The organism is Klenkia sp. PcliD-1-E, from assembly GCF_024124375.1.
GTDB lineage: Bacteria > Actinomycetota > Actinomycetes > Mycobacteriales > Geodermatophilaceae > Klenkia.
This window is the reverse complement of sequence record NZ_JAMXRZ010000036.1, coordinates 22,805-35,146: the sequence shown is the minus strand read 5'-3', so window position 1 is coordinate 35,146 and position 12,342 is coordinate 22,805. Positions and strand designations below refer to the sequence as shown.

General features: G+C 70.9%; 8 protein-coding genes. 5 read left to right on the top strand and 3 right to left on the bottom strand.

Annotated elements, in window-relative coordinates:
- From NH342_RS09470 to NH342_RS09460, 3 genes are all read left to right on the top strand, one after another.
- A partial coding sequence (locus NH342_RS09470) for a hypothetical protein (protein WP_253014085.1) occupies nt 1-592 on the top strand: 592 nt, incomplete at its 5' end.
- A 418-nt stretch (nt 593-1,010) separates the two neighbouring features.
- Complete coding sequence (gene rpoB, locus NH342_RS09465) at nt 1,011-4,403, top strand: DNA-directed RNA polymerase subunit beta (RefSeq protein ID WP_374209424.1); 3,393 nt, start codon at nt 1,011-1,013, stop codon at nt 4,401-4,403.
- 91 nt (nt 4,404-4,494) lie between these two features.
- Nucleotides 4,495-8,403: a DNA-directed RNA polymerase subunit beta' gene (locus NH342_RS09460; RefSeq protein ID WP_253014081.1), complete on the top strand. Its 3,909-nt coding sequence runs from the start codon at nt 4,495-4,497 to the stop codon at nt 8,401-8,403.
- Between the two features lie 76 nt (nt 8,404-8,479).
- Here NH342_RS09460 and NH342_RS09455 read toward each other — a convergent pair whose 3' ends face one another.
- The 3 genes from NH342_RS09455 to NH342_RS09445 all read right to left on the bottom strand — a co-directional run bounded on the left by NH342_RS09455 (nt 8,480) and on the right by NH342_RS09445 (nt 10,886).
- A complete protein-coding gene (locus NH342_RS09455; RefSeq protein ID WP_253014079.1) occupies nt 8,480-9,520 on the bottom strand; it encodes an LLM class F420-dependent oxidoreductase in 1,041 nt (346 codons plus the stop codon).
- A gap of 71 nt (nt 9,521-9,591) precedes the next feature.
- On the bottom strand, nt 9,592-9,816 hold the full coding sequence (locus NH342_RS09450) for a hypothetical protein (RefSeq protein WP_253014077.1): 225 nt from the start codon (nt 9,814-9,816) through the stop codon (nt 9,592-9,594).
- A gap of 56 nt (nt 9,817-9,872) precedes the next feature.
- On the bottom strand, nt 9,873-10,886 hold the full coding sequence (locus NH342_RS09445) for a S1 family peptidase (protein WP_253014075.1): 1,014 nt from the start codon (nt 10,884-10,886) through the stop codon (nt 9,873-9,875).
- A 557-nt stretch (nt 10,887-11,443) separates the two neighbouring features.
- On the opposite strand from NH342_RS09445, the gene rpsL reads away from it, so the two are divergent.
- On the top strand, nt 11,444-11,818 hold the full coding sequence (rpsL, locus tag NH342_RS09440) for a 30S ribosomal protein S12 (RefSeq protein ID WP_055764615.1): 375 nt from the start codon (nt 11,444-11,446) through the stop codon (nt 11,816-11,818).
- A gap of 1 nt (nt 11,819) precedes the next feature.
- Nucleotides 11,820-12,290, top strand: a complete 471-nt coding sequence (gene rpsG / locus NH342_RS09435; RefSeq protein WP_091061384.1) for a 30S ribosomal protein S7 — start codon at nt 11,820-11,822, stop codon at nt 12,288-12,290.
- The last annotated feature ends 52 nt before the right edge of the window (nt 12,291-12,342 follow it).

Here is a 12,342-nt window from a genome sequence, read left to right as displayed (position 1 = left end):
GGCCCGCCGTGGCCGGGGTGGCCGCCCGGCGAGGGCCCGCAGCGCCGCGCCGTCCGCCGGCCGCAGCCGCACCCTGGCGCTCGTGCTCGCCGTGCTGTGCGTGCTCACCGCCGCCGGCGGGGGCTGGCTGCTGTGGCAGCGCAGCCACCCGACCTCGGTCGACCCCGCGATCTTCGACGCCGCGCGCAGCGGGGTCGAGGACGTATACGCCTACGACTACCGCGACTCCGACGGCAGCGTGCAGCGCAAGCTGGACGCGCTCACCGGCGACCTGCGCGACCAGTACGAGTCCGACCTGTCCGCCGGCGGGATCATCGACACCTACGAGCAGGTGTCGGCGACCACCAGCTACGACGTCCTGGAGGTCGGCCTGCAGCAGGTCAACCAGTCCCAGGACCAGGCCACCCTGGTGGTGTTCGGCCAGTACGTCGTGCAGTCGGTGAACTCCGGCAGCCAGACCGCACCCGCGGGCTCGGAGTGCACGGTCACCGACGACGGCGCGCAGTCGTGCACGCAGACCGTGCGGGTGACGGTGCTCGAGACCGGCGACGGCTGGAAGATCAGCGAGCTGACGCTGCTGACGAGCAGCTGAGCCGGGGGCGGTCGGCGCGCCCGGCTGTCGCGACGGCGCCTCCTTTGGCATCATTCCCGGCGGTGGCGCGAGCCCCCCGACCCGGCGTGGACATCTGTCCCGATCGCGGGTAGGGTCTCCTGTTGCGCTGCCCTCTGACTGCCTGCCCGCCGAGCCGGGTCACCAGGGGTGCCCCCGGAACACCTCGGGGCCATCTCGTGCTGACCAGGTCGTACGGGTGCGACTCGGCCGTCGGGTCGCAGCGCCGCATCCACCGCCGACGACGACCAGCACCGACCGCCCGCACGTCGTGAGGTCCTTGGAAGGACGCATCTTGGCAGGCTCCAGCCCCACCAGCACCAACCCCACCAGCACCGAGCAGATCATCCCGGACGACCCCCAGAACAGCGCGCACACCGCCGGCACCGCAGCGCAGAAGATCCCCGGCGCCCCGCTCCGCGTCTCGTTCGCCAAGATCCACGAGCCCCTCGAGGTGCCGGATCTGCTGGCGCTGCAGACGGCCTCCTTCGACTGGCTGATCGGCAGCCCGGAGTGGAAGGCAACGCTGTCCCCCGAGGAGGCGGAGACCGCCGTCGGCGGCCTGGCCGACATCCTCGAGGAGATCTCCCCGATCGAGGACTTCAGCGGCTCGATGTCGCTGTCCTTCTCCAACCCGCGCTTCGAGGACGTCAAGGCCTCCCTCGAGGAGTGCAAGGACAAGGACATGACCTACGCGGCGCCGCTGTTCGTCACCGCTGAGTTCATGAACAACACCACCGGCGAGATCAAGAGCCAGACGGTGTTCATGGGCGACTTCCCGATCATGACGAACAAGGGCACGTTCGTCATCAACGGCACCGAGCGCGTGGTCGTCTCGCAGCTGGTCCGCTCCCCGGGCGTCTACTTCGACAAGACCCTGGACAAGACCAGCGACAAGGACGTCTTCTCCGCCAAGGTCATCCCCAGCCGTGGTGCGTGGCTGGAGTTCGACGTCGACAAGCGCGACACCGTCGGCGTGCGCATCGACCGCAAGCGCCGCCAGCCGGTCTCCGTGCTGCTCAAGGCGCTGGGCTGGACCGAGGACCGCATCCGCGAGCACTTCCAGTGGTCGCCCACCATGCTGGCCACCCTGGAGAAGGACCACATCGCCGGGCAGGACGAGGCGCTGCTGGACATCTACCGCAAGCTGCGCCCGGGCGAGCCCCCCACGCGCGAGTCGGCCCAGGCGCTGCTGGAGAACCTGTTCTTCAACCCCAAGCGCTACGACCTGGCCCGCGTCGGCCGCTACAAGGTCAACAAGAAGCTGGGTGTGGACGTCCCGCAGCCCACGCAGACGCTGACCGAGGACGACATCGTCGCCACCATCGAGTACGTGGTGAAGCTGCACGCCGGCGAGCCCGACCACGGCGTCGACGACATCGACCACTTCGGCAACCGTCGCCTGCGCACCGTCGGCGAGCTGATTCAGAACCAGATCCGGGTCGGCCTGTCCCGCATGGAGCGCGTCGTCCGCGAGCGGATGACCACCCAGGACGTCGAGGCGATCACGCCGCAGACCCTGATCAACATCCGGCCGGTCGTCGCCTCCATCAAGGAGTTCTTCGGCACCAGCCAGTTGTCGCAGTTCATGGACCAGACCAACCCGCTCGCGGGCCTGACCCACAAGCGCCGCCTGTCGGCGCTGGGTCCGGGTGGTCTGTCCCGCGAGCGCGCCGGCATGGAGGTGCGCGACGTGCACCCCAGCCACTACGGCCGCATGTGCCCGATCGAGACCCCGGAGGGCCCGAACATCGGCCTGATCGGGTCGCTGTCCTCCTTCGGGCGGGTCAACGCCTTCGGGTTCATCGAGACCCCGTACCGCAAGGTCGAGAACGGCACCGTCACCGACCAGATCGACTACCTCACCGCCGACGAGGAGGACCGCTTCGTCGTCGCGCAGGCCAACAGCCCGCTCGACGCGCAGGGCCGTCTCGCCGAGGAGCGCGTGCTCGTGCGCACCAAGGGCGGCGAGGTCGACTACCTGGCCCCCGACGAGGTCGACTACATGGACGTCTCGCCGCGGCAGATGACCTCGGTCGCCACCGCGATGATCCCGTTCCTGGAGCACGACGACGCCAACCGCGCGCTCATGGGTGCCAACATGCAGCGCCAGGCCGTCCCGCTGCTGCGCAGCGAGGCGCCGCTGGTCGGCACCGGCATGGAGCTGCGCGCCGCCGTCGACGCCGGTGACGTCGTCACCGCGGAGAAGGCCGGCGTGGTCGAGGACTCCACCGCCGACTACGTGACGGTCATGGCCGACGACGGCACCCGGCAGACCTACCGGCTGCTGAAGTTCCGCCGCTCGAACCAGGGCACCTCGATCAACCAGACCCCGGTCGTCGAGGAGGGCCAGCGGGTCGAGGTCGGCCAGGTCATCGCCGACGGCCCGTGCACCGACCAGGGCGAGATGGCGCTGGGCAAGAACCTGCTCGTGGCGTTCATGCCGTGGGAGGGCCACAACTACGAGGACGCGATCATCCTGTCGCAGCGCCTCGTGCAGGACGACGTCCTGTCCTCGATCCACATCGAGGAGTTCGAGGTGGACGCCCGCGACACCAAGCTCGGCGCCGAGGAGATCACCCGGGACATCCCGAACGTCTCCGAGGAGGTCCTCGCCGACCTCGACGAGCGCGGCATCATCCGCATCGGTGCCGAGGTCGTCCCCGGCGACATCCTGGTCGGGAAGGTCACGCCCAAGGGCGAGACCGAGCTGACCCCCGAGGAGCGCCTGCTGCGCGCCATCTTCGGCGAGAAGGCCCGCGAGGTCCGCGACACGTCGCTGAAGGTCAAGCACGGCGAGTCGGGCAAGGTCATCGGCGTCCGGGTGTTCTCCCGCGAGGACGGCGACGAGCTGCCGGCCGGGGTGAACGAGCTCATCCGGGTCTACGTGGCCCAGATGCGCAAGATCTCCGACGGCGACAAGCTGGCCGGTCGCCACGGGAACAAGGGCGTCATCTCCAAGATCCTCCCGCAGGAGGACATGCCCTTCCTCGAGGACGGCACCCCGGTCGACATCGTGCTCAACCCGCTGGGCGTGCCCGGCCGGATGAACGTCGGCCAGGTCCTGGAGACCCACCTCGGGTGGGTGGCCAAGACCGGGTGGCAGGTCGAGGGCGACCCGGAGTGGGCGCGCAACCTGCCCCAGGGCGCCCGCGGCGCGCAGCCGGGCACCCGCACGGCGACCCCGGTGTTCGACGGTGCCCGCGAGGAGGAGATCGTCGGCCTGCTGGGCTCGACCACGCTCACCCGCGACGGGGAGCGGCTGGTCAAGGAGACCGGCAAGGCCCGGCTGTTCGACGGCCGGTCCGGGGAGCCCTTCCCCGAGCCGATCTCGGTGGGCTACGTCTACATCCTCAAGCTGCTGCACCTGGTCGACGACAAGATCCACGCCCGGTCGACCGGCCCCTACTCGATGATCACGCAGCAGCCGCTGGGTGGTAAGGCGCAGTTCGGTGGCCAGCGGTTCGGCGAGATGGAGTGCTGGGCCATGCAGGCCTACGGCGCCGCCTACGCGCTGCAGGAGCTGCTGACCATCAAGTCCGACGACATCCTCGGCCGGGTCAAGGTCTACGAGGCCATCGTCAAGGGCGAGAACATCCCCGAGCCGGGCATCCCGGAGTCGTTCAAGGTGCTGCTCAAGGAGCTGCAGTCGCTGTGCCTGAACGTCGAGGTCCTCTCGGGTGACGGGCAGGCCATCGAGCTGCGCGACACCGACGACGAGGTCTTCCGGGCCGCGGAGGAGCTGGGCATCGACCTGTCCCGCCGCGAGCCGTCGTCCGTCGAGGACGTGTGATCGGTCGCCGGCGCGGGGGTGCACGCCACCCCCGCGTCGGCGCCCCGACCCTCAACAGTTGTGAAGAACGAACCCCGGGAAAGGGGTAACAGTGCTCGACGTCAACTTCTTCGACGAACTGCGCATCGGTCTGGCCTCCGGCGACGACATCCGTCAGTGGAGCCACGGTGAGGTGAAGAAGCCCGAGACCATCAACTACCGGACCCTGCGTCCGGAGAAGGACGGTCTCTTCTGCGAGAAGATCTTCGGTCCCACCCGGGACTGGGAGTGCTACTGCGGCAAGTACAAGCGGGTCCGGTTCAAGGGCATCATCTGCGAGCGCTGCGGCGTCGAGGTGACCCGCGCCAAGGTGCGCCGTGAGCGGATGGGCCACATCGAGCTCGCCGCCCCGGTGACCCACATCTGGTTCTTCAAGGGCGTGCCCTCGCGCCTGGGCTACCTGCTCGACCTGGCCCCGAAGGACCTCGAGAAGATCATCTACTTCGCGGCCTACCTGATCACGACCGTCGACGACGAGGCGCGCCACCGCGACCTGCCGACGATCGAGGCCGAGATCAGCGCCGAGAAGCACAACCTCGAGAGCCGCCGCGACGCCGACGTGGAGGCCCGCCAGCAGAAGCTGGAGGCCGACCTCGCCGAGCTCGAGGCCGAGGGTGCCAAGTCCGACGTGCGCCGCAAGGTGCGCGAGGGCGGCGAGCGCGAGATGCGCCAGATGCGTGACCGCGCGCAGCGCGAGATCGACCGCCTCGACGAGGTCGTCGACACCTTCCGCAAGCTCGAGGTCAAGCAGCTCATCGCCGACGAGGGCCTCTACCGCGAGCTGCGCGACCGCTTCGGTGAGTACTTCGAGGGCGGCATGGGCGCCGCGGCGCTGCAGAAGCTGCTCGCCGACTTCGACCTCGACGCCGAGTCGGTCTCGCTGCGCGACACCATCCGCAACGGCAAGGGCCAGCGCAAGCTGCGTGCGCTCAAGCGGCTGAAGGTGGTGGCTGCGTTCCAGCAGACCCGCAACTCGCCCATGGGCATGGTGCTCGACTGCGTCCCGGTCATCCCGCCGGACCTGCGCCCGATGGTGCAGCTGGACGGCGGTCGCTTCGCCACGTCGGACATGAACGACCTGTACCGCCGCGTGATCAACCGGAACAACCGGCTCAAGCGCCTGCTGGACCTCGGTGCGCCCGAGATCATCGTCAACAACGAGAAGCGGATGCTGCAGGAGTCCGTGGACGCGCTGTTCGACAACGGCCGCCGCGGCCGTCCGGTCACCGGTCCGGGCAACCGTCCCCTGAAGTCCCTCAGCGACCTGCTGAAGGGCAAGCAGGGCCGCTTCCGCCAGAACCTGCTCGGCAAGCGCGTCGACTACTCCGGCCGTTCGGTCATCGTCGTCGGCCCGCAGCTGAAGCTGCACCAGTGCGGTCTGCCCAAGCAGATGGCGCTGGAGCTGTTCAAGCCCTTCGTCATGAAGCGGCTGGTCGACCTGAACCACGCGCAGAACATCAAGAGCGCCAAGCGCATGGTCGAGCGCGCCCGCCCCGTGGTGTGGGACGTGCTCGAGGAGGTCATCACCGAGCACCCGGTGCTGCTCAACCGCGCGCCGACGCTGCACCGCCTGGGCATCCAGGCGTTCGAGCCGCAGCTGGTCGAGGGCAAGGCCATCCAGATCCACCCGCTGGTCTGCACCGCGTTCAACGCGGACTTCGACGGTGACCAGATGGCGGTGCACCTGCCGCTGTCGGCCGAGGCCCAGGCCGAGGCCCGCATCCTGATGCTGAGCTCGAACAACATCCTGAGCCCGGCCGACGGTCGTCCGATCACCGCGCCGACCCAGGACATGGTGCTGGGGCTCTACCACCTCACGACGCTCAAGGCCGCGGCCGAGGAGCGCGGCGAGGACGAGCTGCCCAAGGCCTTCGGCACCACCGCCGAGGCCCGGATGGCCTACGACCGGGGTGCCCTCGGCATCCAGGAGCGCGTGCTCATCCGCCTCGACGAGGTGTTCGGCGTCGACAACGGCCCGAAGAACGACGCGTGGGAGGCCCCCGAGGGCTGGGAGCCCGGTCAGCCGGCCGTGGTCTCGACGTCCCTGGGCCGGGTGCTGTTCAACGAGGCACTGCCCGAGGACTACCGCTTCGTCAACTACCAGGTGCCGAAGAAGGAGCTCGGGGCGATCGTCAACGACCTCGCCGAGCGCTACCCCAAGGTGCAGGTCGCCGCGACCCTCGACGCCCTCAAGGCGGCCGGGTTCCACTGGGCCACGCGTGCGGGCATCACGATCGCCATCGACGACGTGGTGACCCCGCCGGCCAAGGCCGGGATCCTGGAGCGCCACGAGGACGAGGCCCGCAAGATCGAGAAGCAGTACGAGCGCGGCGTCATCACCGACGCCGAGCGGCGTGCCGAGCTCATCGAGATCTGGACCCGGGCCCGCGCCGAGGTCAGCCAGGCCATGGTGGACAACTTCCCGACCACCAACCCGGTCTGGGTCATGGTCAACTCCGGCGCGCGCGGCAACATGATGCAGATCAGCCAGATCGCCGGCATGCGTGGTCTCGTCGCCAACCCCAAGGGCGAGATCATCCCGCGGCCGATCAAGGCGAACTTCCGCGAGGGCCTGTCCGTGCTGGAGTACTTCATCTCCACGCACGGCGCCCGCAAGGGTCTGGCCGACACGGCGCTGCGCACAGCCGACTCCGGGTACCTCACCCGTCGTCTGGTGGACGTCTCGCAGGACGTCATCATCCGCGAGGAGGACTGCGGCACCGAGCGCGGCGTGCTCATGCCGATCGGCACCGTGCTGGACGGCAAGGTCACCCGTGACGCGCACGTGGAGACCAGCGTGTACGCCCGGGCCCTGGCCGCCGACGTCGAGGCCGGCGACGGCACGGTCATCGCCACCGCCGGTTCCGACCTCGGTGACGTGCTCATCGCCGAGCTGGTCGACGCCGGCATCAGCGAGGTCAAGGTCCGGTGCGTGCTGACCTGCGAGTCCCTGCTGGGCACCTGCGCGACCTGCTACGGCCGGTCGCTGGCCACCGGCAAGCTCGTGGACGTCGGCGAGGCGGTCGGCATCATCGCCGCGCAGTCGATCGGCGAGCCCGGTACCCAGCTGACGATGCGCACCTTCCACACCGGTGGTGTGGCCGGTGACGACATCACCCACGGTCTGCCGCGCATCGTGGAGCTCTTCGAGGCCCGCGTCCCCAAGGGCAAGGCGCCCATCGCCGAGCTCGCCGGGACCGTGTCGATCGAGGACGGCGAGCAGTTCCGCAAGCTCACCATCTCCCCGGACGACGGCTCCGACGACGTGGTCTACGAGAAGCTGTCGCGCCGCTCCCGCCTGCGGGTGGAGGACGGCGGGCACGTCGAGGTCGGCGAGCAGCTGACCGAGGGTGCCGTCGACCCGCACGAGGTGCTGCGGATCATGGGCCCCCGCGAGGTGCAGCTGCACCTGGTCCGGGAGGTCCAGGAGGTCTACCGCAGCCAGGGCGTGTCGATCCACGACAAGCACATCGAGGTGATCATCCGCCAGATGCTCAAGCGGGTGACCATCATCGACTCCGGCGCCACGGAGTTCCTGCCCGGTGCGCTGGTCGAGCGGACGCTGTTCGAGACCGAGAACCGCCGTGTGGTGTCCGAGGGCGGCGAGCCGGCCTCGGCGCGCCCGGTCCTCATGGGCATCACCAAGGCCTCGCTGGCGACGGAGTCGTGGCTGTCCGCGGCCTCGTTCCAGGAGACCACCAAGGTGCTCACCGACGCGGCGATCCAGGGCAAGAGCGACAGCCTGCTCGGCCTCAAGGAGAACGTGATCATCGGGAAGCTGATCCCGGCCGGCACCGGCATCAGCCGCTACCGGAACATCACGGTCGAGCCGACCGAGGAGGCCCGCGCCGCGGTCTACACCATGGCCGGCTACGACGACGGGCAGTACTACAGCCCGGACGTCTTCGGCACGGGCAGCGGCGAGGCCGTGCGCCTGGAGGAGTACGACTGGCGGTCGTGATCCGCTGAACGACAGGAGGGCCCCGCACACCGGCCGGTGTGCGGGGCCCTCCTGCGTGCGTGACCTGCTCGACGGGTCAGTGCGCGAGCCGGGCCAGGGTCTCCACGCTGGCCCGGCGGCCGGCGGGGGAGTCGTCCAGCGGCTGCGCGGTCAGCGTGGTGACACCGGCCTCGGCGAAGGCCGCGATCCGCTCGGCCACCCAGGACTCCGGGCCGATCAGCGAGGTCTGGCGCACCAGCTCGTCGGGGACGGCTGCCGCGGCCTCGTCCTTGCGGCCGGCCAGGTAGAGGTCCTGGATGGTGGCCGCCTCCTCGGCGAAGCCGTAGCGGACGGCGAGGTCGTTGTAGAAGTTCTTGCCCTTCGCGCCCATCCCGCCCACGTAGAGGGCGACGCCGTGCTTGACGAGCTCGAGCAGGTGCCCGACGTCCTCCCCGATCGCTACCGGGACGCCCGCGACGACGCCGAGGTCGCCCAGCGCCGGGTCCCGCTTCGCCCTCCCGGCGGCCAGCGCGTCGCCCCACACCTCGCCGGCCTTCTCCGGGTGGAAGAAGATCGGCTCCCAGACCTCGGCGATCTCGGCCGCGAGCTCCACGTTCTTGGGCCCGATCGCGGCCAGCATGACCGGGATGCGCTCGCGCACCGGGGTGTTGATCAGCTTCAGCGGCTTGCCGAGGCCGGTGCCCTGGTCGGCCGGCAGGGGGATCGTGTACTTCGGGCCGACGTGCTCCAGCCGCTCGCGGCGCCACACCGACCGGCAGATCTGCACTACCTCCCGGGTGCGGGCCAGCGGCGCGTCGTAGGGCACGCCGTGCCAGCCCTCGACCACCTGCGGACCCGAGGCGCCCAGGCCCAGGGTGAAGCGGCCGTCGCTGACCAGGTCCAGCCCGGCCGCGGTCATGCCGAGCAGCGCCGGGGTGCGGCTGTAGATGGGCAGGATGGCGCTGATCAGCTCCACCCGGTCGGTGACCGCGGCCAGGTAGCCGAGCTGGCTGACCGCGTCGAAGGTGTAGACCTCGGCGACCATCGCGACGTCGAGGCCGACCTGCTCGAGGTCGACGATCTCCTGGGCGGTCTGCCGGAAGTCCCCGGCGTAGCTGGTCTGGATGCCGATGCGCACGCGTGCCTCCTCGTCGGGGCGTCCACACCGACGCCCTCGTCGAGTCAGCACCCTGCCACGGGTGCGGCGGGTCAGGTGGCGGGCAGCGTGCGCACGGACCCGATGACCCGGGTGACCACGGCGACACCGTCGACCTGGCCGGGCACCCGGGCGCCGGCGGAGGCCTCGGTGAGGTCGACCCGCAGGACGTAGTCGGCGTCCTGCCGGGCCAGCCCGACGCCGGTCACGCCCGGGTCGTCGGCCAGCCGGGCGGCCAGCTGCACCTTGGCGGCGCGCGCGGTGCTCCGGTCGGTCACGTGCTCCATGGTGGACCCGCGCCCGCGGGCGGTCCAGCGGCGGGCACGGGTCCTCCTCAAGACGAGGCGACGAAGGTCAGCCCGAGCACCCGCAGCACCGTGGCCAGCGGGTTGGCGAAGGTGACGCCGCCACCGGCCGACCCGCCGGTCGCGGAGCCGGCGAACAGCAGGCCGACCGGCGCGCGGTCGCTGCTGCGCCAGATGACCGAGCCGGAGTCCCCGCCCTCGCTGAACGACCCGGACAGGCCCTCGACCTCGATCTGGTCGTCGAAGGTGTGCACGACGCCCGCGTCGTACTGCACGCCCACGCCGTCGACCTCCACCGCGGTGATCCGGCCGCGGGTGTGGCCCGTGGTGCGCCCGACCTTCTCCACCGCCTCGTCCGGGTCGACCTCGTCGGCAGGCACAACCTGCCCGAGCAGCGCGCCGCCCGGGTAGCCGCCGGGGTCGGCATCGACCCCGGTGTCCAGGGCGGCGACGGCGGCGTCGACCAGGTTGCCGGTGGCGACGAACCGCTCGAAGGCGGTCAGGGTGCCGACCCGGTCGGCGGCGGTGCCGCCGTCGGCCGGCCCGGGCTGGAGCACCGGGTCACCCTCCGTGGCCCCGTCGCTGTCGGCCAGCACGTGGTTGTTGGACAGCACCAGCAGCCCGTCGGTGCCGGCGCGCCGGACGAAGCCGCCCAGCGTGCCGGCCGTGACGGCGGGGTGTGCCACCGACAGGCCGGGCACCAGCGGGCGAGTGCGCCGCTGCAGCTGCTCGGGGGTGGGGGAGCGCAGCGGGCGGACCGGCCCGATCACCCGGACGTCGACCTCGGCGCGGGCGGCCTCGTCGAGGGCGTCGAGCACCTGGGCGGCGTCGGCGTCGGCGAGCACGCGCACCGCCAGGTGCACCTGCTGCGGCCCCACCGGCGCCAGGCCCAGGGCCACCCCGCTCCAGGAGCCGGGGGCGTCGCTGGCCACGACGGTGCCCGGCGCGGCCTCGGCCAGCCGGCGGGACAGGACGGCCTTGAGCTCGCGGGCGGTGTCGACGTGCACGGTGGCCTCCGGGATGCGCTGTGACGGATCGTGCACCGACCGTAGGTGGCGGGTCCGACAACCGCCGCCCGCGGCGACCCGCCCGGCCGCTGCGCCTGACAGCCGGGCCGGTGCCGGGTACCGTCGTCCGCGGTTCGATCCCGGCCGGCCACCGCCCGGGGGTGCAGACCCCCTCGTCGTGGCCGGGCCCGCTCCACCGGTGACCCGCCCCGCGGGTCGCGGCCGGTGGCCGCGGCGCCCGCACTGGCGTGACGTACCCGGCTTTGACCGGGTCACAGCGCCCGGGTATCGTGGTCAGCCGTGCCCAGGGATACCTGGGCCTGCTCCCTCATCGCAGTGCACCTGGGCGTCCGCCCGGTCCCCGGACCGGTCGCCGCCAGGGGGTCCCGCTCCGGTCCGACCGGGGCGCGGGGACCATGCGCCAGGCGCGAGGGGTGACCGGATCCCGATCCACCTGACCGGTCCACGGCAAGGGCGACACGCCCGAGCGCGGGGGCCGGGAGCGGGTGCGGGCGGGCCCGGGACCAGCAGGAACACCAGCACGTACTTCATCCAGAGCACGACCCAGCGCAGGCAGGAGTTCAAGGCCACCCATGCCCACGATCCAGCAGCTGGTCCGCAAGGGCCGCGAGGACAAGGTCGAGAAGACCAAGACCCCGGCGTTGAAGGGTTCCCCCCAGCGTCGCGGCGTGTGCACGCGCGTCTACACGACGACGCCGAAGAAGCCGAACTCGGCGCTGCGCAAGGTCGCCCGCGTCCGGCTCACCAGCGGCGTCGAGGTCACCGCGTACATCCCCGGCGTCGGCCACAACCTGCAGGAGCACTCGATGGTGCTCGTGCGCGGTGGCCGCGTGAAGGACCTCCCCGGCGTCCGCTACAAGATCATCCGCGGTTCCCTGGACACCCAGGCGGTTCGTGGTCGCAAGCAGGCTCGCAGCCGCTACGGCGCGAAGAAGGAGAAGAGCTGACATGCCCCGCAAGGGACCTGCCCCGCGTCGTCCGCTCGTCGCCGACCCGGTCTACCAGTCGCCGCTGGTCACCCAGCTGGTGAACAAGGTGCTCGTCGACGGCAAGCGCTCGGTCGCCGAGGCGATCGTCTACGGCGCCCTCGAGGGCTGCCGCGCCAAGACCGACACCGACCCGGTCGTGACCCTCAAGCGCGCGCTGGACAACGTCAAGCCCGCCCTCGAGGTCCGCAGCCGCCGCGTCGGCGGTGCGACCTACCAGGTGCCTATCGAGGTGCGTGCCTCGCGCAGCACCACCCTGGGCCTGCGCTGGCTCATCCAGTACTCCCGGTCGCGTCGTGAGAAGACGATGACCGAGCGCCTGATGAACGAGCTGCTGGACGCCAGCAACGGCCTCGGTGCCGCGGTCAAGCGCCGCGAGGACACGCACAAGATGGCCGAGTCCAACAAGGCCTTCGCGCACTACCGCTGGTGATCACCGGCGGCTGGTGAGACCCACCAGCGCCACCAGCCGCCACCCGCGGCGA